At 59.9% G+C, this 20,353-nt stretch carries 22 protein-coding genes and 4 pseudogenes; 12 read left to right on the forward strand and 14 right to left on the reverse strand.

The window, feature by feature from the left end; genetic code table 11:
- Positions 1-261: pseudogene (locus P9254_RS24755) on the forward strand (integrase core domain-containing protein); the annotation flags it as partial.
- 1,391 nt (positions 262-1,652) lie between these two features.
- On the opposite strand, the gene P9254_RS24760 reads toward P9254_RS24755, so the two are convergent.
- Together P9254_RS24760 and P9254_RS24765 are read right to left on the reverse strand one after the other, a co-directional pair.
- A complete protein-coding gene (locus P9254_RS24760) occupies positions 1,653-1,976 on the reverse strand; it encodes a hypothetical protein (RefSeq protein WP_278055425.1) in 324 nt (107 codons plus the stop codon).
- Positions 1,977-1,996: 20 nt separating this feature from the next.
- Positions 1,997-2,161 (reverse strand): hypothetical protein, encoded by a 165-nt coding sequence (locus P9254_RS24765; protein WP_278055426.1) that lies wholly within the window; start codon positions 2,159-2,161, stop codon positions 1,997-1,999.
- A gap of 77 nt (positions 2,162-2,238) precedes the next feature.
- Between P9254_RS24765 and P9254_RS24770 the strand changes: the two genes are divergently transcribed.
- Both P9254_RS24770 and P9254_RS24775 read left to right on the forward strand, forming a co-directional pair.
- Positions 2,239-3,807: a hypothetical protein gene (locus P9254_RS24770; protein ID WP_278055427.1), complete on the forward strand. Its 1,569-nt coding sequence runs from the start codon at positions 2,239-2,241 to the stop codon at positions 3,805-3,807.
- A gap of 627 nt (positions 3,808-4,434) precedes the next feature.
- Positions 4,435-4,686 (forward strand): hypothetical protein, encoded by a 252-nt coding sequence (locus tag P9254_RS24775; RefSeq protein WP_127239571.1) that lies wholly within the window; start codon positions 4,435-4,437, stop codon positions 4,684-4,686.
- A gap of 210 nt (positions 4,687-4,896) precedes the next feature.
- Here P9254_RS24775 and P9254_RS24780 read toward each other — a convergent pair whose 3' ends face one another.
- From P9254_RS24780 to P9254_RS24795, 4 genes are all read right to left on the reverse strand, one after another.
- A complete protein-coding gene (locus P9254_RS24780; protein ID WP_278055428.1) occupies positions 4,897-5,082 on the reverse strand; it encodes a hypothetical protein in 186 nt (61 codons plus the stop codon).
- A 426-nt stretch (positions 5,083-5,508) separates the two neighbouring features.
- Positions 5,509-5,913, reverse strand: coding sequence for an Hsp20/alpha crystallin family protein (locus P9254_RS24785; RefSeq protein WP_095802941.1), 405 nt, complete (start codon positions 5,911-5,913; stop codon positions 5,509-5,511).
- Positions 5,914-5,925: 12 nt separating this feature from the next.
- Positions 5,926-6,360, reverse strand: a complete 435-nt coding sequence (locus P9254_RS24790) for an Hsp20/alpha crystallin family protein (protein ID WP_176477801.1) — start codon at positions 6,358-6,360, stop codon at positions 5,926-5,928.
- Between the two features lie 624 nt (positions 6,361-6,984).
- Complete coding sequence (locus P9254_RS24795) at positions 6,985-7,203, reverse strand: hypothetical protein (RefSeq protein WP_127215396.1); 219 nt, start codon at positions 7,201-7,203, stop codon at positions 6,985-6,987.
- A 470-nt stretch (positions 7,204-7,673) separates the two neighbouring features.
- Here P9254_RS24795 and P9254_RS24800 point away from each other — a divergent pair, with 470 nt between their 5' ends.
- From P9254_RS24800 to P9254_RS24815, 5 genes and pseudogenes are all read left to right on the forward strand, one after another.
- Positions 7,674-9,005, forward strand: coding sequence for a PQQ-dependent sugar dehydrogenase (locus tag P9254_RS24800; protein WP_278055430.1), 1,332 nt, complete (start codon positions 7,674-7,676; stop codon positions 9,003-9,005).
- Between the two features lie 34 nt (positions 9,006-9,039).
- Positions 9,040-9,262: pseudogene (locus tag P9254_RS24805) on the forward strand (aldehyde dehydrogenase family protein); the annotation flags it as partial.
- A 114-nt stretch (positions 9,263-9,376) separates the two neighbouring features.
- A complete protein-coding gene (locus P9254_RS29010) occupies positions 9,377-9,577 on the forward strand; it encodes a hypothetical protein (protein WP_336619670.1) in 201 nt (66 codons plus the stop codon).
- Positions 9,577-10,122, forward strand: coding sequence for an alpha/beta hydrolase (locus P9254_RS29015; RefSeq protein WP_336619671.1), 546 nt, complete (start codon positions 9,577-9,579; stop codon positions 10,120-10,122). Before P9254_RS29010 ends, P9254_RS29015 begins: the two co-directional genes overlap by 1 nt.
- Before the next feature lie 198 nt (positions 10,123-10,320).
- A complete protein-coding gene (locus P9254_RS24815) occupies positions 10,321-10,563 on the forward strand; it encodes a hypothetical protein (protein WP_278055432.1) in 243 nt (80 codons plus the stop codon).
- Positions 10,564-10,867: 304 nt separating this feature from the next.
- On the opposite strand, the gene P9254_RS24820 is transcribed toward P9254_RS24815, so the two are convergent.
- Positions 10,868-11,161, reverse strand: coding sequence for a DUF6894 family protein (locus P9254_RS24820; protein WP_278055433.1), 294 nt, complete (start codon positions 11,159-11,161; stop codon positions 10,868-10,870).
- 732 nt (positions 11,162-11,893) lie between these two features.
- Here P9254_RS24820 and P9254_RS24825 point away from each other — a divergent pair.
- Together P9254_RS24825 and P9254_RS24830 are read left to right on the forward strand one after the other, a co-directional pair.
- Positions 11,894-12,121, forward strand: coding sequence for a polymerase (locus tag P9254_RS24825; protein WP_095802947.1), 228 nt, complete (start codon positions 11,894-11,896; stop codon positions 12,119-12,121).
- Positions 12,122-12,401: 280 nt separating this feature from the next.
- Positions 12,402-12,596, forward strand: a complete 195-nt coding sequence (locus tag P9254_RS24830) for a hypothetical protein (RefSeq protein WP_095802948.1) — start codon at positions 12,402-12,404, stop codon at positions 12,594-12,596.
- A 538-nt stretch (positions 12,597-13,134) separates the two neighbouring features.
- Here P9254_RS24830 and P9254_RS24835 read toward each other — a convergent pair.
- Both P9254_RS24835 and P9254_RS24840 read right to left on the reverse strand, forming a co-directional pair.
- Positions 13,135-13,536 (reverse strand): hypothetical protein, encoded by a 402-nt coding sequence (locus P9254_RS24835; RefSeq protein WP_278055436.1) that lies wholly within the window; start codon positions 13,534-13,536, stop codon positions 13,135-13,137.
- Positions 13,533-13,934: a hypothetical protein gene (locus P9254_RS24840; protein ID WP_278055437.1), complete on the reverse strand. Its 402-nt coding sequence runs from the start codon at positions 13,932-13,934 to the stop codon at positions 13,533-13,535. Before P9254_RS24840 ends, P9254_RS24835 begins: the two co-directional genes overlap by 4 nt.
- Before the next feature lie 240 nt (positions 13,935-14,174).
- Here P9254_RS24840 and P9254_RS24845 point away from each other — a divergent pair, with 240 nt between their 5' ends.
- Positions 14,175-14,333: a hypothetical protein gene (locus P9254_RS24845; RefSeq protein WP_164747403.1), complete on the forward strand. Its 159-nt coding sequence runs from the start codon at positions 14,175-14,177 to the stop codon at positions 14,331-14,333.
- Between the two features lie 385 nt (positions 14,334-14,718).
- Here the strand turns inward: P9254_RS24845 and P9254_RS24850 are convergent, their stop codons facing one another.
- From P9254_RS24850 to P9254_RS24870, 5 genes and pseudogenes are all read right to left on the reverse strand, one after another.
- On the reverse strand, positions 14,719-14,949 hold the full coding sequence (locus P9254_RS24850) for a DUF6894 family protein (protein ID WP_095802951.1): 231 nt from the start codon (positions 14,947-14,949) through the stop codon (positions 14,719-14,721).
- 276 nt (positions 14,950-15,225) lie between these two features.
- Positions 15,226-15,444 carry a DUF768 domain-containing protein gene (locus P9254_RS24855; protein WP_127213878.1) on the reverse strand — a complete coding sequence of 73 codons (219 nt, stop codon included), beginning with the start codon at positions 15,442-15,444 and terminating at the stop codon, positions 15,226-15,228.
- A 94-nt stretch (positions 15,445-15,538) separates the two neighbouring features.
- On the reverse strand, positions 15,539-16,048 hold the full coding sequence (locus P9254_RS24860; protein WP_095802953.1) for a ferritin-like domain-containing protein: 510 nt from the start codon (positions 16,046-16,048) through the stop codon (positions 15,539-15,541).
- Positions 16,049-16,819: 771 nt separating this feature from the next.
- Positions 16,820-17,390 (reverse strand): annotated as a pseudogene (locus P9254_RS24865) (SOS response-associated peptidase).
- Positions 17,391-18,317: 927 nt separating this feature from the next.
- Positions 18,318-18,929 (reverse strand): ATP-dependent Clp protease proteolytic subunit, encoded by a 612-nt coding sequence (locus P9254_RS24870; protein ID WP_127334679.1) that lies wholly within the window; start codon positions 18,927-18,929, stop codon positions 18,318-18,320.
- 208 nt (positions 18,930-19,137) lie between these two features.
- Here P9254_RS24870 and P9254_RS24875 point away from each other — a divergent pair.
- Positions 19,138-20,320: pseudogene (locus P9254_RS24875) on the forward strand (NADH-quinone oxidoreductase subunit D).
- The last annotated feature ends 33 nt before the right edge of the window (positions 20,321-20,353 follow it).

Below are 20,353 nucleotides of genomic sequence, written 5' to 3' on the forward strand. Positions count from 1 at the left end.
GCGCCCGGCAAGCCGATGCAGAATGGCTTCATCGAGAGCTTCAACGGCCGACTGCGCGATGAACTGCTCAACGAGACACTGTTTACCTCGCTGGCTCAGGCGCGCGTAGCCATCGCCCTGTGGCGCGCCGACTACAACACCGCGCGGCCGCACTCCCAAATCGCCTGGCAGACACCGGCCGAGTTCGCCATCACCTTCAATCCGCGACGGTCGCTCGCGCTGCGCTATGCCAAAGGCTCCGCGCCAGCGACTGCTAGGCCGCATGACGCGATCCTCAATGCTCATCATCCTGCTAGTAATCGCAATTTTCGTGAGTATTCTCACGTCGGCTTGGCTCTTGGAGCCGCCAGCTTGGGGCGGCTTCTGAAAGAGGAGCGCCGGGTGCATGTCGGCCAGCTACGGGGACAGGCAGAGCCGGCGCTCGACGGCGCGGGGTGTGTGACCGCACCAGCCGCTAGCTTACCACGGTCGAACTAAGGAGGCTATTAAGCCTCGGAACTATCCCGCCGGGGAGCCCGCTTGCCTGTACGCCGCGAGACAGCATAACAGGTTGCATCCTGGCGACGTGAGGTTCATTTAGATAGCTGTGCGGGGCTAGCCGACCACCTCGCTTCGCACAAGCTTTGGCCCGGCCGCTCTGGCATCCCCCTGATGCTTTGGCGGCCGGACCTCTCTTATCTTGCCGCCTATTCGTCCTCGATCGGAACTTTGCGGCGTCTAAAGGGGCTTGGGTGGGAGGTGACCCTCGAAGAACACGCAACGCGCCCTCCGAGGCGGAGGTGATACCGCGAGCGGTATGGATGCGGTGAGAGCGCTCCACCACGATTGGTGTCGCCGCGTAGCGTGTAGTCGCCCTGGAGCATAGGCGGGGCGGTCATCCATTCCAGCGAGTGGCGGCCGTCGCCTGCGCGGAAAGCTTTCTCGAGGTCCCAGCTTTCGAAGCACAGATTAGCGCCGACATCAGCAGCTTTGGCCCAGTTCGGCGAGGCGCCGGCTCGCCCCGACCGAAGGCGGCCGGGACTGATGGCGTCCGTGAGGCGCAGAAGGCATCTCGCCAAAAGAGTTTCACGACGAGGTCGACAGCGTTTTCGAAGTCGTCTTTGACCGCAATTTAAGCCATTTGTCTGACAAGTTGGCCGTTGTGATGTGGCAGAATTGCCTGAAATAATATTAGAAATAGCTTCCGCACCATTCTGTTCGGGTCATCGTGAAGCGCCAGCGCGCGGTCGAATACGACGGTCCGAGGCTGCTGCGATGCTGGCCTAGAGGCGTTTTCGTCAGGTGCGGTGAAGGAGACAAGATATGTCCAAACTACTTTGGACCCCGGGCATTGGCGGGAGCCTTGGAATCGACATGACTTGGTTCGGCTCCTGGTCCTCCCTCAAAGGCCTTCAGACGATCGGTGACGGGCCGGTCCCATCGGCCCGAACTGGCGCTCCGAGTGCCGATAATGACAGCACGCCAAGGGCCACGGCGATTGAGGAAGCTCCCGGCCCCGGCAGCCTTGGTATCGGAATCGACAAAAGCGTTTACAGCGATGGGACGGATCAAGCCGCGACCAGGATCGATGCCCTCATTGCCGCCTGCACTTCGACAGGCGGGATCAATGCCGGCCTGAACGGCCTTGCGGAAGCTGCAGCCAGAATTGGTATTCATCTCGACGGCACCTTTCCTGAGAGCGCGACAGGATATGCCTCGGGCTTATGGCATCGTGCGGGCCTCCCAGATGCCACCCACGAAAACACCAGTGCCGGTGCCGCATCCACGACCGGCACCGCAACGGCGAGCGCATTGACCGCCACCAGTGCCCTGGGGCCGACCCGGTGTTCGAAACGAGGATCGCGACCGCAGGGGACGACGTCGAGGAGAAAGGCTCCGGCTCGATTTCGACCAACATCAACGATCTGGAGTTGGGTTTTGACAGCAGCACCCGCCAGACGGTCGGTCTCCGCTTCACCGGTATCGATATCCCGCAAGGCGCGATCATCACCAGCGCCTACATCCAGTTCCAGGCCAATGAAGTGAAGACAGGCGCGGCCTCGCTGCTGATCAAGGGCCAGGACACCGACGACGCAAGCGTCTTCACCAGCACCAGCTTCAATGTATCGTCACGGGCAACGACCGACGCGTCGACGGCTTGGACGCCGGCCCCGTGGACCACGGTGGGCGAACACGCCAGACCTTACGGCTATCGTCCAGGAGATCGTCAGCCGCTCGGGCTGGGCGGCGCTCAACGACATGGCCTTCCTGATCACCGGCACCGGCACGCGCACCGCCGATTCCTACGAATACAATCCCGCCAGTGCGCCGCTGCTGCACATCGAATATGTTTTTCCCGGATCCGGAAGTCCGGTGGCCTTCAACACTCCGCCCGACTCCAACCCCGGCGCCAACCAGATCGCCGAGCTCGCCGCGGCGGGAGCACCCACCGGGATCACCGCTTCGGCCACGGATCCCGACGCGGGCTCGACCGTCACCTACAGCCTCAACGATGCACGCTTCGCTATCTCCAATACCGGCGTCATCACGCGTTCGGCCCTCGGCACGCTCGACTTCGAAACCCAGTCGTCGATCAACCTGACGGTGACGGCAACCTCCTCCGACGGCAGCACCGCCGCCAAGAGCTTCACCCTCGCTGTCCTCGACAGCCCGGAGCCTGTAAAGTTCAACGCGCCGCCCGATGCCAACACCGCGGCCAATCAGATCGGCCAGAACGCTGCCGCCGGTACTGCCGTCGGCATCACCGCCTCGGCCAAGGATCCCGATGCCGGTTCGACGGTCATCTACACAATCGACGACACGCGCTTTGCCATCAATTCCAGCACCGGCGTCATCACGCGATCGAGCAGCGGCACGCTCAACGCTCAGTCCGAGCCGACGATCGATCTCCACGTCACAGCCACCTCGTCGGACGGCAGCATCGCCACGCACACCTTCACCGTTGACGTCACCGGCGGCAGCCAGTTGCCGACATCGGTGACCTTGGCGCATACCATTCTGACTTCGCAGTGGTCGCCGCCGAGTCCCGATCCAACCGATATCGTCTATATTTCCCACCTCGGCACGCTGCTGGTGGCCGATAGTGAGGTGGAGGAGATGTCGATTTTCACTGGCAAGAATCTCTTCCAGATGAATCTCAACGGCACCCTGACGGGCACGCTCACCACCATCAATTTCTCCGATGAGCCGGCCGGGGTCACCTACAATCCGGCGAACCACCATCTCTTCTTCTCGGACGATACCGGCACGAAGAGCGTCTACGAGTTGAACCCGGGCAACGATAGGCTTTACAACACGTCCGACGATATCGTGACCTCATTCAGGACCGCTGCGTTCGGCAGTACGGATTCGGAGAGTCTTGCCTACGACACAAACCGCGGAGTGCTCTATCTCGAGGATGGCACCACCCATAGCATTTACACCATCGCTCCGGGCCCGAACGGCAAATTCGACGGCGTCCCAAGCACGGGCGGCGATGATGTCGTGACGAGTTTTTCTACACAATCGCTCGGCACACCCTCCGACGGCGGCCTCGCGTATGATCCGGTCCACGACCTGCTTTATGTCATCGTGTCACGCACCTCCGTGGCAATGGTGACGCCAACCGGGGATCTGCTGGGCACACTCGACATCTCCGCCGCCAACGCGAAAAAGCCGGCGGGACTTGCGCTGGCGCCGAGCAGCGACGATCCGAGCCACCAAATGAGCCTCTATGTCGTCGATCGTGGCGTGGACAACGACTCGAATCCGACCGAGAACGACGGCAAGATCTATGAATTCCATTTGAACGATTGGCTGCTCGCCTGATCTGACTTCTCAGCCTTTTGGCTCACCGGGCTAATAGATCAGCGGCCGGCGACAGTCGAGGCATCCGCCCGGGACCGAGATGCTGACGTGCCGTTGTAACGTCCACCCGCCATGTTGGAGGTTCAAGCGGGTTCGACCTTTTAGCTTAATTTCCAAATATTAGCAGATGCGCATATAGTGGCTCGCCGGCTCTTACCCCTGCCGGCTAAGGCCCGGTGGGCCGGCCCCCCAAGCCACACCCAAAGGCTACCGGGCCACCCATCCGTCATATGGCGCGAAATGTGAGACCGCCAAGAGCCCGCTGGCTTGAGTGGACGAGCGGGCTCCGGGTCTGTGCAACCCAGCGAGGCGGGTCTCTGCAATCGCCGCGAGCCCAACCGGGACGGCTGGTAGAATGTTCCCGGCCTCCCCGTAGGCGCGATTGAGAAGTAAGCCGCTTGAAGTAGAACAGATCCGGCGACTGAGTCACTTGACGCGCGCGCTCCCCCGAAATGCTGATGCAGGGATGCCGCGACTGAATTGCCTTTGAATATTAGTTATGTCTAAACTCAACGTTTCGGCGCGGCATTAGGAGGCCCGTGCCGCGTTCCAATGATGCGGCGTGCGTAGCATGTCAGGAGGAACGAAATGAAAACGATCCTTATCGTCACGACAGCGCTTGCATTCGCAGTCTCCGCTCCCGCGTTTGCTGACCCTAAAGGCATCTCGACGACAACCACCAGTGAACAGGGACACAGCGGAAACCCACCCAACAACGATAATGGGACGACAACGACAACGACATCGACCGGACCGAGCGGGCAGATCAATAACGGCAAGACCGACTGCAATAACTGCTCAACGTCGACCACGACGACCGGACCGGGGAATAGTAACTGATTACGACCTGTCATGCGGGGAACCGCGGACATGTGAAGACCATCTGGTGAAGGGAGTGGGATATTCTATTGGGATACCCCACCCTCTTTCGGTTCAAAAGCGCCCCTTAAGCCGAACCTGATGCTGGCGAGGAAACCGCGGCGGCTGGTTGCCACCTAGGCCACCCCTAGCTGCCACCTCGCGCGTGCGTGAGTGACCGGTACCTGTCTCTCAACCCGCCAAGCCGCCCCCACGGTGCTGCATCGCTTCGCTCACGAACTGAAACACGCTATCGACCTCCTCGTATATCTCTTTGGGCGCGATGCCCTGCCGCCCGGCAGTAGCCAGGAGTTCAAGGACAAGATCGGCAATGGCCCCTGGGTCTTCGGTGCTCACGTTTTGCAGATGTTCTGCCATCCACCGGTCCAGAAATTTCAAAGCCCGCGCGCTCATGCGAAGGAAAACCTAGCCGCTGCTTAGGATCTTTCTCGAAATCGTCGCATGCAAGAACCCGCTCGTTTGAGGGGGACGAGCGGGCTCCGTGCTTTCAGACGGTCACGGGTAAATGCGAGGACGACCCGTGCCGCCGCGACCATGATCGCATGCCCGTTGAGATGTTCTATTCGGACAGAAGTCGTAGAGACTCACACTTTGGTCCCTATGCTGAAACCTTCGCCCTGCTGCATCATTTGGTAGAGCCGGCGAGCGTGCGAGTTCCCTTCATCGTCGGCAATGGAGAGTGAATAGATGGCCCGCCATTCCGTGCGTGGAGTGACGGGCATCGGTTGCTTCAAGGGATCGGGTCTCTGATTCGCATCGTCAACCTCATCTAGCCTCTAAGGGCTAAGCCATCTTGAGTTGGATTTTGCGGGCCTTGGCCGGCGCCGCCTTGGGCAGCACCAGACGCAGGACGCCGTTCTTCTGGGACGCCTCGATGCCGTCGCGGTCGATGTCCTCGGATAGCGTGAAGACGCGCTCATAATCGCCGGCGCTGTATTCGGCATAGACCTGACGATAATTTTCATGCTGTTGATCGGCCGCGTAGCCGCGGATCGCCAGTGTTCGTTTCTCAAGCGTGATATCCACTCCATCCGGGACGACGCCGGGCATATCGACGAGAAGGACGACATTGTCCTGCGTCTCATAGATATCGGCGCGCGGCACGAATACGGGCCGAGAGCGGGTCCGTTCGCCGCTGTCAGGCTTGCTGATGACCTGGCGATCGGTGGTCTTTAGTTCCTGAGCCATGTTTCCCTCCTCTCATCCCTTGATCTGGATCTTCTTCGGCCGATCCGCCTCCGGTCGATGCAGTTCGACCTCGAGCACCCCGTTGCCGAAACGTGCCTCGACCTGTTCCGGATCGACGCGGAACGGCAGTTGCACCGTCCGGGAGAAGCTTCCGTAGGGGCGCTCGCGACGATGCCAGACGGATTTCTCGTCCTCCGCTCGAGATTCGCATTCGCCCTTCAATGTTAGTGTATTGTCGCGCACCGTAAGTTCGACCTCGTCGGGCGCGATCCCAGGCAGTTCGGCGGTCAGCGCTACGCTATCGTTGCCGACCCAAAGATTGACCGGGGGAAACTCCTGGGCGGCACTGGCCGTCACGCCGGCCAGACGCTGATTCACTTCCTGTTGCATGCGCCGCATTTCCAGAAACGGATCGAATCCGACGCGGCCCAAATCCGAAAACAGCATAGGGATCCTCCTTCGATTGACGACCAGACGCCGCAACGCGCGAAGCACGCGTGCGCCGGAAGCGAACTGGATCGAAGGCAATCGGGCGGCGATCAGGCAGAGACCGAGACGGCCAGGAGCCAGCTCGCAACCGCGAGGAGGGAAGTTCGAGCAAACGCCGGAACATATCCTCCATGCGAGCGACATGAACCGAACTCGGTCCCTGATAGGACCGTTGTTCCCGTGCCAGGACCCGATAGCGGCATCCGGCAAAAACGAGTTAGGGAGGGCCAAATTGCGTTTCAAGAGGTGGTCTTTGAGACGCTCTGCGATCCCCCACCGGGCCGCTTCGGCCGTGACCGTTAGCCTCACGGCGCCTTAGTAACGGAGCGCCACCCAAAGCTCGACGGCCCTGCATCGATTGCAGAGAGGCCGTCGGGAACCGTCAAACCGGCAAAGAGCAAGGCGGCATCGGGCTATCGAGTTCTAGGCCCGCTTAGCGCGGAAGGCATAGCGGCCCGGGCGTGACCAACTTTCGGATCTAGGCCTCGCCTACCGTTGGTCACCGGCAGGGCAGCGCCTACCTTCGCGACGAGCACAGGATCGCCAATTGCATAGGTGGTGCTGGGGCGAGATTTCGCGGTGCTAGCGATTATCAAGCAAGACGGCCAACTGTCTGGTGCCGGCGCTTTCTACAATCAGTTCTTCCAGCCATAGCTCGCTGGCACGAGTAGCGGGTGCGCGACGTCTGACGACACGTATCGCGTCTGATATGGAAACTGCTGTGGTCTTCGCATGATCATCCAGGTATCGGCCCACTTCAATCACGACATCCGCATCGACGTTGGGCGGCAATTCTCGCATGGCACCCTCCTGGAAGCACGAGCCCCAAGTATCGCGCTGAGGAGTCGGAGAGTCGACACGGACCAAAGGCCGTAACGAGACGAGATGTTTTATCGATACAACATGAAGCCGCTAAACGCTCGCTTCGGCTTCTCTGATTTTTGGCTCTTGCGGTGTGCCCACGCTTGCCACCTTCCCAACGAAGGCGCCGGGCTGATCTGGGCGAGATAGATCATGCCGGCGAGCGTATTTGCTTGCGACAGGCCAACCAGGCGAGGTGTCCTCCAACCAGCTCGCTCGAGTTTGGGCCGCCGGCGTTGCCGGAATCTCCTCGCGGCATATCTATGGCAGAGAGCAGAGCGTCGCGAACTCCTGGCTCTCAAGCGGATCGGCAACGGATCACGAGCTGCTGTTTTGACTTAATCGGAATACCAAGCCGCTGACTAGCGTTTAACCAAGAGCACGAGGCGAATCCGAACGGAGGACGTTCGATGCATGCCGGCTTCCCACAAAACTTCATCCTAGCTGGATTGGGAGCCCTCATAGTCAGCTGCGCTAGCGTTCCAGCTCAGAAAACGGTGGCAGTAACCGGCTATGGCCCCAACCCCACCCTGCCGAAACCGACACCCACACTGATCCCGACCGTCAACATCGCGGAGGCAACAGGCTGGCAGAAAGGTGGTATGCCAATCCCGGCGAAGGGACTGAGGGTGACAGCGTTCGCCGCCGGCCTCGACCATCCGCGTTGGCTGCATGTGCTCCCGAACGGCGACGTGCTTGTGGCCGAAACCAATGCCCCTGCCAAACATGACGCTGGCTTCAGCCTGAGAAAGCTGATCATGAACCAGGCCATGAAGCGAGCCGGCGCTGCGACCATCAGCGCTAACCGCATCACGCTCCTGCGCGACACCAATGGCGACGGCGTTGCGGATGTGCGCAGAATTTTCGTGGAAGGCCTCAATTCGCCCTTCGGCATGACGCTTTCCAAAGGCAAGCTCTATGTCGCCAACACCGACGCGCTCGTCGCTTTCCCCTACTCCAACGGCCAGACCCGAATAACCGCGCCGCCGGAAAAGATCGTCGACTTGCCGGCCGGAGACATCAACCATCATTGGACCAAGGACGTGATCGCAAGTCCGGACGGACGCAAACTCTATGTCACGGTTGGCTCCAACAGCAACGCTGGAGAAAATGGCATCGCTGCGGAGAAAAGCCGCGCCGCCGTCCTTGAGGTGGATCGGTCCAGCCGCAGCACCCGGGTTTTCGCGTCCGGGCTGCGCAACCCAAACGGGCTCTCCTGGAATCCTGAAACCGGCGAGCTTTGGGTCGCCGTAAACGAGCGTGACGAGATTGGGGACGATCTCGTGCCTGATTACATCACTTCAGTTCGCAACGGCGCTTTCTATGGCTGGCCCTACAGCTATTATGGGCAGAACGTCGACGAACGCGTCAAGCCGCAGCGCCCTGATCTTGTGGCGGAGGCAGTCAAGCCCGACTATGCGGTCGGCTCCCATACCGCCTCTCTGGGTCTTGCCTTCTCCAGACGCGCGTCGCTCGGCACGGCCTATGGCAACGGCGCTTTCGTTGGCCAGCACGGCTCATGGAACAGAAGCGTGCACAGCGGTTATAAGGTGATCTTCGTGCCGTTCCGCGGTGGTAGACCGAGCGGGCCCCCGAAGGACGTGCTCACCGGCTTCCTCGGACATGATGGCAAGGCGATGGGCCGTCCGGTCGGCGTTGCTGTCGATCGGGCCGGCGCGCTGCTCGTCGCCGACGATGTTGGTAATGTCATCTGGCGGGTCAGCCGAGCGAAGGTGCGTTAACGTCAGTGCCTTTCTGGCCGCTTTTTCCGCAACCGCGATCTCCAGCGCCGAGTATGGCGTTGCCGCCTATATCTACGCACGCGTCTTGCAAGGCACCCGCATGGCATCGAAGATCGAGTCCGTTATGATCGCTCTCAATCGCGATCTGATGTCCGACCCTGCCGACCCTCCGCAAGCGTCAAGCAGAGCGGGCTTGGGCGCGAGGGCGGCCAGAAGCATTACAAGCCGAGTTCATGGAGGCGAAATACTCGCCGTGATGATCTGATGAGAGAGATGGCGAAAGACCCATTCCGCACGCGCGATCCCCCGAGTTCGACGACATCGTCGCCGGGATCCGCCGCAGAAGTGCGGAGACCAGGGCGAAAATCCCCATGATCGCTGATGTCGCTTATGGAGCCGGCCACGCTGAAACTCTGGACCTCTTTTTCCCGGAAGGCAGACGCGATCGACTGCCGGTGCATATCTTCATCCATGGCGGCTACTGGCGCATGTTCTCCAAGACAGATTTTTCCTATGTCGCGGGGTGTGTAATCAAAGCAGGAGCGATCGCGTCATCCTGGGCTATGCGCTGATGCCGGCGGTGAGGATGGCCCCGATCGTCGACCAGATACGCCGCGCCAAGCGGTGGGTGGATGAACACATCGAAAGCCACGGCCGCGACCCCGGCAAGTTGACCGTGAGCGGGCATTCCGCCGGCGCGCACCTCGCGACGATGCTTTTCGACGACGACAGCCGACCATCGGGTATCAAAGGAGCGCTCCTGCTCGGTGGCATCTACGATTTAAGGCCGTTGCAAGAGTCGTTCCTCGCGCCTGAAATCGCCATCACCGATGAAGAGGTTGAGCGGTTTTCGCCGATCGACCATCGTTTCGATCCGTCGGTGACAGTCCAGATCTCGGTCGGAGCGGATGAAACCCCGCCTTTCCATAGCCAGGCTGCGGCTTTTGCGGAGCATCTGAAAAACCAAGGACTGGTTGTTTCACGAATGAGTCTCGCGAGCGTGAACCATATGAGCAGCGTCCGCGATCTGGGCGTACCCGACACAGATGCTGCCCGGTCTCTGGTGCATCTGCTGCGACTGAAGTCCCGTCGCTGCGCGCATTGGTCCATACCGTGAAACAATAGCCCCGCTGTCGCATTGGCTTCCGGACTGGCGATCGTTACTCCCTTTCTCGCCAGTCATTGTTGCCAAATTCGACACCCGCTGCCGTCTGCATGCAGCGGGTGTTTTTTCCTGGGCGCGATGTATACGCCTTTTGGGGGACTACTTGTTGTGCATGCAGCGACTAAGTCATCTCTGGGAAGGAGTGCTAACGTGCCAAACGAGAGCACAAGACCAACGGAAACGAACGCCGAAAAGCTTGTTTCAGAGGGCGAGGCGCGCCGGGATTTTTTGAAGAAGGCGGGGCGTTTTGCGGCGGTGACGCCGCCAGCCATAACCGTTTTGCTCGGCACGAGCCTGAGTTCCAAGGCGATTGCCAAATCGGGAGGAACACGCCCCGGCAACGGATGGGGTGACAAGAACCATGTTCATCTCGGTCCTCCCGGCTCTAAATAACGATGGGTCCCCCCGCGGCGGCAGAACGAAACGCGTGTCTCAAAAGAGTGACGTGCGCATGTGGGAAACTTGCCGCATCGGGCGACTGTGAAGGGTGGCAAGCCATTGAACGGGAGCTTCGTAGCAAAGGTTTCCCGCGCGCCAAGCTACTGCTTGATAATGATCGGATCCGCGACAAATTAGATCATCTCTGCAAGAGCGCGCAGGAGAAACGTGCTGATACCAACCGGGCCTAAGGCCAGAAGCGCCCAGCCGATGTGATCGGCAACGCCGTCCGCGTCTTGCGCATCGGTCGCTAATTCAGTCAGTGCTGGGGTTTCTCTTCGCTGACAACCGGCGCGCCCGATTCAACCCTGATCTTCATAATCGGATGCCCGCCGACGTCGCGGATTGTGCAGAGCAGATCGCGGCTCTCGTCCTTGGGATGGTGCGTCCCGACAACGAGTCTGGTCACGATTTCGCAGCCTCGAAGCTTGGCCGCGTCCTCGTTCGGGAGGATCACTCCACGCGCATCGTGGTAGACTTCGCCACCGTCGGATACATCGAAAAAAATTTGGGCATAGCGGGCTATAACCTCGCATATGCGAGGAAGGTCCACTCACATTTCATACGGTTTGGTAAAACGCGGCTTATCGTGGACCGCCGGCCACATCCGCAGAAGAGCCCGCCGCATCTCCTGCGCGAGCGCGCTCTTCACGTCGGTTCCGACCCGACAGGGACGCTCTCGGATCGTCTCCCAGGAACCTGCCTTCGGCAACCGAACTTCAGCGGCGCCGACCAACCGGCATTCACTGCATCGCCGTAGCGGCGACCACGATCAGGCCCATCGCAGCGCAAACGATGACGACGACCATAGCGATCTCAAAGCCGCTTCCTCCATTGCCTATTTGTTTGTCGGCCATGATCTAATGCTTTCTGCTAACAATCTGGGCACCTCCAAACGACGACAAGCCGTCAAATTCAAGTCGGGATGCTGCCCAGAAGACGGACCGGCTGACGCTTTGGTTCCTACGCTGCAACCTAATCCTCGCCAGAGCATTTTATGAAGTCGGCGAGGACGCGTCACCTTTCTCGTCGGAAACAGCTTCCCGCCAGGCCCCAATGAGTTACTGATGGGCGCCCCGTCGTGCTCAGAGCTTTTTAGCTCTGCCGTCAGACTAACGTCCCGCCTTCCAACTCAAAGGTCGCATCGACGAAACATATTGCCAGCTATGCCATTGCAGTCGGGACTGGCGAGTAACGTGTCCCTTCATCGTCAGTCAGTTGTTGTGATCGACCACCCGCCGCGACCTGCGAAGCGGCGGGTGTCTCATTGCCGGGAGAAAGCGTCGTGCAACTGGGCGAGATGATTGCCAACCTCTGCGCCGCCATCCTCCTGACGTGCCTTGTCGCCACCGTGTTCGTGCTGGCAGGAAAGCCTCTCTGGCCCGATCAAGAGGCGAAGATGGTCATCCTTCTGCCGCCGGACGCGATGACAACCGCATCAGTCGCGAGGCCCACCCACCCACGTTTACCCGATCACGTCGATGCCGGCCTGGTAGAGCCAAGGCCTGATTAGCGCCCCTGGCGAGCGCAGCCTCGGGAGAAGCCCGCGCCGCCGTGTCAGAGATCTGATACACCTTTCGCTGCTACGCTCTCCGTGCGACGCTGCATTGCTGCGCGCAAGCGCGACAAGTGCAGTTCGTAAAGGACGAGCGGATCAGCTGCTGGCGGTTCGCGCCGTTCTAAGCTCAGCCGCCGACGACAGAGACCAGTTGCTGGGGAGCTAGCCATTGCGCGTAGGAACAACCTTCCTCGATCTCTGTTCAGATACGGGATGAATAGAGCAAAGGTCGCACATGAAGGTCTATCGGGTAGAAGAGATGGATGGGGACAGCGTTGTGACTAGTCATACCATCAACGCCAATACTCCATGGGTGGCAGCGGAAACGGCCACCAGCAGTGAGGTCACCAATTTCCGCGGTGACGAACAGCGCTGGATCCGGGTCACGAATGAGGCAGACGGGGTTGTTAACAGATACGCGTTCAAGTGACCTGTTGTAACCGGCTGTTGACCCTGCGAGCCGCTCCGTTTTGCAGTTTACGCAGGTGAAGGTGAGGCGGCCCGGCCTGCGTGCGGGGAAAGTCGGGGGGCGACTTGAGCGGGACAGGCCGGGCCTCTTACCCCGTTACGAGCCGGGGCAGATACGCATTATGCGCCGCCTTTTCAGCGCCTGACATGCCCCCCGCTACGCTCTCCGTCTTTTCGAAAGCGCGCTCCATAGGTCCATCTCATCGGTGATGCCGTCATCAAAAGCTTGGAGGACTTCCTTAGCCAGATGGTCCCGCTGTTCCCGGTCTTTCCTTGCTAGGCGTCGCTCGTCGCACAACCGGTTAAACACCCGCTGGAGCATGTCCAGATCAGCAGGCCCGTAGACGCGACTGCTACGCGACAACGACATAAGCGCCGCCCCTTCAGCGCGGCATCTGCGACTATCTCACAGAACGGTCCATTGTGGAACGAATTCACGGGTCAGTGATTAACGAGAAGGCGGTCGGTTCCTTCGGGAATGCAGCCGTCTCAGTGGCAACCTAAAAAGCCCGTCGCTTACGCTCATTGGCTGCGGCGGGCTTTTTATTAGTTACGCCTAAAGTTCTGATGTCGGTCGCCGAACGGTGGCGTACAATCCAGACTTGCCCCTCGGGCAAAGGCTCGGCCTGTGCGCCCATGGTCCCCTCGATACCCTCGCAGGCCGGGCCCCCGATATCTAGGCTGCATCGTGCCCCGCTGCCTTTTCCCTTTTCCAGCAAGCGCGACAAGTGCAGTTCGTGAAGCTCCTGCATGCTTTCAACGAGTTCGAGGAATTCAATCGCCTTGGCAGCTGGCAGTTCGAGGCGTTGTAGTTTGGCTATCCGTTCCCGCTGCAGGGCAAGGTGCCGTCTGCCGAGCCTGACGTGCCCTCGCACCATCTCAATGTCATCAGCGAGCGTCATGAGCTGGAACGGCGGGGGACAGGCCTGACGTTCCCCTCGGGACCAACAGAAATGCAAGACGCATCGCTGACACCGTGGACTGAGCTGATCTTGTCGAGACCAAGCCGCATCACCTGACATTGGGCAAAGTTGAAGGCCGGCAGGCGATGCCTGAAGGAACGAATGACGGTGCCTATACCGGCCTCCTCGACAATGACGCGCCATTCGTGCCCCGTCTCGGCGATGGACACAAAGTTCCGGGTCAGATGCGGGCTTAGCCGGTGGGGGTCGGTCAATGGCCTGGTGTCCCGCAATCTCTGCTGGGAGCGGTCAATCGCCTTCCTCGCTTCAGCAATCAGCCTAACGTCATCCGCGGATAGGCGCGCGCGTGAAAAATACTTGACGGAATGGTCGGACATGACTCGCTCCGGTCTTGATGCAGACGGGAGCGCTAGGTCGCTGTCTCTCAGCCGCCGGCGTCCTTTGGTAGTTGCCGACGATAATGGTTAACATACACGATGTCGGTTCTGTTCCCACGAAATACCAAAAGACCTTAGCCCTCTCTCCGAGTGGCGACGGGCCGAAGCCTGCCACGTTCATTCGTAGGCCCGCGGCGGGCTCGAAGAGCGCGTCCAGGTCTCTTCCAGCAAGCGCTCCCAGTGGGCGACGTGCTCGGCCTGCACCCGCATGAACTTGCGCAAGAATTCTTGCGCCTCGTCTATCGGGTGACCGTCTCGCGCCAGCTTGTCGATGAGTTCACGCTGGCGAGCGATTATCGCCTCGCCCTCGCGGACGTGGCGCTCTGCCTTTTCCAGTAGGCTCTCCCGGCGTCGCATTGCGGGCTCGCTTTAGGTTCTTCTCAAGTTCTTCCAACAGCTGGTCAGCATCGGTTATCCCGCGTCCGAAAAGGCTCATCACCTTGAGCGCGACGTTCTCGCGCTCATCAACGCTTTCGATCTTGTGACTTGAGCAGTAGTCGCTCACTGCCTTCGCTAGAATGTTGATTTCGGCAGGCTCAATTATGCCGTACGCCAGCATGCCCACGTTCCTGAGCGGGACAGCACTATGAAGGCTCTCACACATTCGTTCACCCTCTACCCCGAGACGCCACACCCGCAAGACAATACACCCCGAAAAAGTCGGGCACGAGTCGATTAGATTGGATTGACCGCTGCGAAACGTCACTTGCTGCTCTGAGAGACATCAGTGCGACTGCGACAGCGTCAGAGTTGCGGAATAGACACTCAAGCCAGCTTCGTCCTGTACCGACACGACTAGCCTGCGGTCCTGCTCGGCGACCACCGTTTCCTCGCCCGCAATGTCGTGTAGCGCCCTTAGCGCTTCCTTCCGCGCATCGCTGATGGTGGCCAGGTCCACCCAGGCGTCTCCAAGGCTCTCCCCATTCCAAACGACTTCGAACCGATAATGCGGCATACCCTATCGTGATCTGCGCCAGACCAGCCCGCATTCAAATTTGAGGGTCAGGAGAAGTCCGGCGGTTCCATTTTTGGTGGCCGGCTACGTCCTTTGCGGGGAGGGTCTTTCGGGCTGGTGTCGGGCGAATAGGTCAGCGTGATCGGCTTGCCGCCGCACATCGTGCGTTTCATCTTCAGCTGCAGATCCTACTCCGTGCGGGAGCGTCAGGGCCGAACCGATCGGAGCGCCGGCAGATCTCTGATGCCGATCGCAGTTCTCGGGCACCTCTTGGTCTCAGTCGGCCAAACCGCCCCTCCGGTGTTGCATGGCTGTAAGGATCACCCTCAACAGGCTACCGACATCCTCAATCTCCTCGGGCGAGATGCCTTCGCGCCCTGCAGCTTCCATGGCCGCGTCGGACAGATAGATGATTGCGAGCGGATCGTCGGTCGTCGCATTTGGCACATGCTCCGCCATCCATTTATCGAGGAAATTTTTCCCACGCGTGCTCATAGCAGCTTAGGTTCCTTCTCGAGCTCCCGGTCGGATGCCGATTGTGCTCGATGCTGGCGGTCGAACAGCTTTCGCGTCCCTGACCGCCGTCCACTCAGCGTTTCGCACTGTCGCGATCGGCTTCTGCCCGCGTTAGGAATTTTTCCGTAACTTGTGACAGGTTGCTCTTCAACCACTCAGCCATCGCTTCCTCTTCCCGCAGATTCTGCTCACAGACGCGGGCGATCTCGGCTTCGCCCTCTGCATTCGCGGCGGCGATGAGGATGGTGTAAGATGCGATTTCCATGTGCTCGAAGGTGTAGCTGGCCAGGGACCCCTTCATGACCTCGTCGCCAGCAAATACGCCGCTGAGCGACTGCGCCGTCGCGGTCAGCTTGCCGCCTGCGTCCTTCAGCATGGAAGAGCCCTCGTCAAGGCCGTCCAGGCAGGTCTTCAACCGCTTGGCCTGTTCCCTTGTCTCTTCCAGGTGGATGCGGATTCTATCGCTGAGTTCGGGGTAGCTCTCGATCCGGTTCAATTGGCCGGATAGCATCGTTTCGGCTTGTTCTTCCATGGCGTGGGCATCCCTCAGCCATTGGATCAGCCATTCGCGCGACTCAGACATTGCTCTTCTCCGTAGTTGGTCGAGCCGAACCTCTGCTGATGCGATTTGTTCCTCGAAAGACGTTAGGTGCCTAATTGAGCTAGAACCCGTTTTGCCCCTTCGTCCTGCACCTCCCCGAAGTGAGATCTGAGATCATCGCCGGCACCAGCATAACGCCCTGAGGGCTTTGCCAACCGGTAGTCACTGGCGGCGAGCCTCAGTACAATCACGATCCGGGCACCCACGTGCCGTATCGAGAGTGACGGTTCACTGTAGGACGGGGAGCGTAATTGAGGCACTCCCCCCGTAACCTATGGACGCAGGCACATGACGCGGGCCCGCCAAAAATGATGGCGGCCGAAGTTTTCAAGTTCCGCGACAGTATGCATCGGCCGCCGGATTCCGCCAGTTCGGAAGAAGGCCGGCCGCGCCAAGTTGGAAAGTCCTGTTGGAGCGAGTGCTGCATGCAGAGCTACATGGTTGAAGTAATGTCCGGTCACGTGGTCACATCCCACTAAGTTGCGGTTGCAGAAACACCGTCGAAAGCAGCTATTGCGGTCACGGGTCGGGCGGTTCATGATTGGCGCCAGGAATGTGCTGTGGATCCGCGTGACAACCAAGCCGACTGGACAGTCTACAAATTCGCTCAAGTGAGCCCGAGCTGGGAAGGACCAGCTCGCAACCTCGACGTTGTCGGATTGATGACACTGGCCGACGATGCCGCATGCTGGAAATGTTCGTGCTTGGGGGAGTCATGCCATGATGCATGACCAGCCGGGCTGTTCAGCCTCTTCACTCTCGAACCGTCTCAACTGACAAAGACCCGGCTGGAAGCGGTCGCAACAGATCGCCCTCCGATTCCGTCAGGTTGAGCCAGGCGGACCAGTTCTCCGGCTCAAGGACCACGACCTGACGGGCGCAATGTCGGGACTGGGATCCGTCGTCAGCATGGTGAAGGTGGGCGGCTTGTTGCCGGCCGCTTCGCGCCAGAGCCCCGCGATCGCCATGAACGGGGCGCCGTCGACGTGAACCGGTGCTTCGCCTTCGGGTACTTCGTTCCGGTGAACTCGAAGAAGGCCGATACCGGCACAAGACAGCGCCTGCTGTTTGCGAACTGTCGCCCCTCCGACCGAAAATTGAACACCGGCCCGCCCTTTGGACCGGAGGGCGGGAAGCCGAATGTCATCGAGGCTAGCTCGATTGCATCGCCGGCAGCGCGCATTACCGGAGCCGGGTCGTTGATGCGGATGTCAGCTTGCGGCAGGTCAAGTTCACTCTGATGGCTGGAGATCTGCAAGGCGAGCGACTCCATGATGCGGCAGTATTCGGCCCAAGCGATATGCTGCTCGTAGTCGTTGCACATGGGTTTGAGCCTTAGCGTTGTCGCGCGTCTATCTTTCTCGCCAGAAGACGCGCCTCTCGAAGTCGAGAGTTCGCGTCGTTGCCGATCAGGTCGATGAGCTCGCGCGCCTGGGCCTCGGTGATACCGGTTTCGCGCATGAGAAACCGCACTCGAAAATCCCTTCACCGCCTGAATGCGTTCGTCGCGCTCTTTCTTGCTCTCGGTCATGGAGGGTCCCTCTGGCCGTGAATCCGGATCCGGGCGAGAGGTTCCATACGGCGGCTAGCTATCGCGGAGACGCCTCAGGTGTTCGGTGTGTTGGCGTTGGGCCGCCTCAAACTCCCGCAACAGGTGTTCGGCTTCACCTATGGGTTGGCCACGCACTTCCATTCTGGCGATCAACGCCCGCTGGCGCGCTACGCGTTCCGTGCGCTACCGAACGTGGCGCTGCGCCATTTCCAACGGGGTTTCGCGGCGGGATTGCAGGCGGATCATAGCAGGATTCAGCCGTCCCGTTTGCTGGTTCTCCTTGCCAACCCCGGACGGCAAGAGCCCGCTAGCCTGGGAGGCCGAACGGGCTCCGGGGAATGCAGCACAGATCCCCAAACGGCGCCTCGCCTGGCAACGCGCGCCGCGAGACCGAACCCACTATCCGTCGGTAGGTTCCATTAGAGAAGGCTTGAGAACCTATTCGCCGCGTCTAAGTTGCGGGCCGTATCGCGATCGGCTTGAGCTAAGCGAAGCAAACACGCTGTACGCGGTGCCGCTGGTTCGCTTGCAGTCCCTGGCAATGGCACAAACCGACGTACAAGGGCTCGCCGGTGACAACGTCACTCACGGCATCGCAAAGGCATCCGCCGCTTCGCGCTACCAAGTCTGCGTTATCAGTCATGGCCGTCGTCCGTTTTTATTCGGCAAAGCCGGACAAGTCCGTTCAGAGGCCTAATTCTATCGGGCGATGTCCGCAACAAGACCCAACTCCAACGCTCTTTCGGCCATCAGGTAGCAGTTGTTTAAGGCGTGATCACGAAGCTGCTCCAGAGATATCTTCGAACCCTCCACAAGATCCTCAAAGCCTTCGTTTTCGAGCCGCTCAGCAGTCTGCAGCAAGGCAAGTTGTTCCCGGACGATCTGGAGGCAACTGCGGATTGGCCCATTCAGGACCAGTTCCTTTTCGAGCCGACGTTCGTGGACCAGCAAGACTGCCCGCGGACATAAAAACCGGGAACTCTTCGGGAAAGCTGCGAGGACGGTGATCCCGGCAGAATAGACCGTGTTCTTGCCAAGGACGAAGCCGTTGCGGCCAGAGTGTTTCAGGAACAGCTTGATCTCTAGGGCAATTCGTCGGGCGCCATCTGCGTCGCCGTCAGGCGTATCAATTTCAACGTACAGATCATTCCCGCCGTCACGAACCGCTTTCAGGTCATGGAGAACATTCGAAACGACGGTCTGGTCTATCAGGCCATGGACTCGTAGGTTTGGTTCGAACAGCAGCCGACTAAGGTCGGGAGCGGCACGCGACGTGCCGGCTTCTTCGCTGATGTGGGACGCTCTGTCCATGGGCAGTCCTTGTTTGCGTGCAGCCGGAACCAAGTGACAGCCTATTTGTTCCCGCTCGCCCCCGCGTCTATAGCCGGCACACAACCAATTGCAGGAGGAACGCGTGCACAATGCAAAGCAGTCGGAATTTGCTTCGTGACGCAATGCGTGGGTGGAACATCCGGTTCGCCTCCCAGTTGGGTGCGTTCCCGCGCTGAGGAACGGCCGCTTGGCAGAGAATTCCGTCCGAAGCTTCAATATCAATTTCGGCCCTCAGCACCCGGCCGCTCACGGTGTGCTGCGGCTAGTGCTGGAGCTCGACGGCGAAGTAGTCGACCGGGTTGATCCGCATATCGGACTGCTTCATCGTGGCACCGAAAAGCTGATTGAGACGAAGACCTACCTGCAGGCCCTGCCGTATTTCGACCGGCTCGACTACGTGGCGCCGATGAACCAGGAACATGCCTGGTGTCTGGCGATCGAGAAGCTCACGGGTTTGACGGTGCCGAGGCGTGGGCAACTGATCCGGGTCCTGTATAGCGAAATTTCGCGCATCCTTTCGCATCTGCTCAACGTCACCACCCAAGCCATGGATGTCGGGGCGCTTACGCCGCCGCTCTGGGGCTTCATCGAGCGCGAGAAGCTGATGGTCTTCTATGAGCGCGCAAGCGGCTCACGGATGCATGCAGCTTTTTTCCGACCAGGCGGCGTACACCAGGATCTGCCCGACGAGCTTATCTCGGATATCGGCAAGTGGATCGATCCGTTTCTGAAATCAGTGGATGACCTAGACAGGCTGCTGACGGACAATCGGATCTTCAAGCTCCGCAACGTGGATATCGGGCAGATTTCGGAATCGGATGCTTGGGGTTGGGGGTTCTCCGGGGTAATGGTGCGTGGCTCCGGTGCTGCTTGGGACCTGCGCAAGGCCCAGCCCTACGAGTGCTATTCCGAAATGGATTTCGATATTCCGATTGGTAAGAACGGCGACTGCTACGATCGATACCTCGTGCGCATGGAGGAGATGCGTCAGTCAGCGAGGATAATGCGCCAGTGCGTGGATCTGCTGGCTAGGGCCGGGTCCGGTTTCCAACGCGGACGGTAAGATCGTGCCGCCGAAACGTGCGGCCATGAAGCGGTCGATGGAGGCGCTGATACACCATTTCAAGCTCTACACCGAGGGATTTCGGGTCCCGACCGGAGAAGTGTATGCTGCTGTGGAAGCTCCGAAAGGAGAGTTCGGCGTCTACCTGGTATCTGACGGGACTAACAAACCTTACCGGTGCAAGCTGAGAGCCCCGAGCTTCGCGCATCTTCAGGCTATGGATCTGCTTTGCCGCGGCCATATGCTGGCTGACGTTACCGCCATCCTGGGCTCTCTGGACATAGTACTGGGGGACGTAGATCGTTAGCCCCCAAGGTCGGCCGGTCAAGTTGCCCGCGCT

It is taken from the genome of Mesorhizobium sp. WSM4983 (assembly GCF_029625765.1).
Lineage (GTDB): Bacteria > Pseudomonadota > Alphaproteobacteria > Rhizobiales > Rhizobiaceae > Mesorhizobium.

What these genes read in the sequence shown, in the direction of transcription:
- P9254_RS24785 (WP_095802941.1), bottom strand. Translation starts at nt 5,913, where the DNA reads ATGGCTCAGGAACTAAAGACCACCGATCGCCAGGTCATCAGCAAGCCT.
- P9254_RS29015 (WP_336619671.1), top strand. Translation starts at nt 9,577, where the DNA reads ATGCCGGCGGTGAGGATGGCCCCGATCGTCGACCAGATACGCCGCGCC.
- P9254_RS24770 (WP_278055427.1), top strand. Translation starts at nt 2,239, where the DNA reads ATGGCCTTCCTGATCACCGGCACCGGCACGCGCACCGCCGATTCCTAC.
- P9254_RS24840 (WP_278055437.1), bottom strand. Translation starts at nt 13,934, where the DNA reads ATGTCCGACCATTCCGTCAAGTATTTTTCACGCGCGCGCCTATCCGCG.
- P9254_RS24830 (WP_095802948.1), top strand. Translation starts at nt 12,402, where the DNA reads ATGAAGGTCTATCGGGTAGAAGAGATGGATGGGGACAGCGTTGTGACT.
- P9254_RS24855 (WP_127213878.1), bottom strand. Translation starts at nt 15,444, where the DNA reads ATGAGCACGCGTGGGAAAAATTTCCTCGATAAATGGATGGCGGAGCAT.
- P9254_RS24850 (WP_095802951.1), bottom strand. Translation starts at nt 14,949, where the DNA reads ATGCCGCATTATCGGTTCGAAGTCGTTTGGAATGGGGAGAGCCTTGGA.
- P9254_RS24800 (WP_278055430.1), top strand. Translation starts at nt 7,674, where the DNA reads ATGCATGCCGGCTTCCCACAAAACTTCATCCTAGCTGGATTGGGAGCC.
- P9254_RS24790 (WP_176477801.1), bottom strand. Translation starts at nt 6,360, where the DNA reads ATGCTGTTTTCGGATTTGGGCCGCGTCGGATTCGATCCGTTTCTGGAA.
- P9254_RS29010 (WP_336619670.1), top strand. Translation starts at nt 9,377, where the DNA reads ATGATCGCTGATGTCGCTTATGGAGCCGGCCACGCTGAAACTCTGGAC.
- P9254_RS24795 (WP_127215396.1), bottom strand. Translation starts at nt 7,203, where the DNA reads ATGCGAGAATTGCCGCCCAACGTCGATGCGGATGTCGTGATTGAAGTG.
- P9254_RS24860 (WP_095802953.1), bottom strand. Translation starts at nt 16,048, where the DNA reads ATGTCTGAGTCGCGCGAATGGCTGATCCAATGGCTGAGGGATGCCCAC.
- P9254_RS24835 (WP_278055436.1), bottom strand. Translation starts at nt 13,536, where the DNA reads ATGACGCTCGCTGATGACATTGAGATGGTGCGAGGGCACGTCAGGCTC.
- P9254_RS24775 (WP_127239571.1), top strand. Translation starts at nt 4,435, where the DNA reads ATGAAAACGATCCTTATCGTCACGACAGCGCTTGCATTCGCAGTCTCC.
- P9254_RS24780 (WP_278055428.1), bottom strand. Translation starts at nt 5,082, where the DNA reads ATGGCAGAACATCTGCAAAACGTGAGCACCGAAGACCCAGGGGCCATT.
- P9254_RS24870 (WP_127334679.1), bottom strand. Translation starts at nt 18,929, where the DNA reads ATGGACAGAGCGTCCCACATCAGCGAAGAAGCCGGCACGTCGCGTGCC.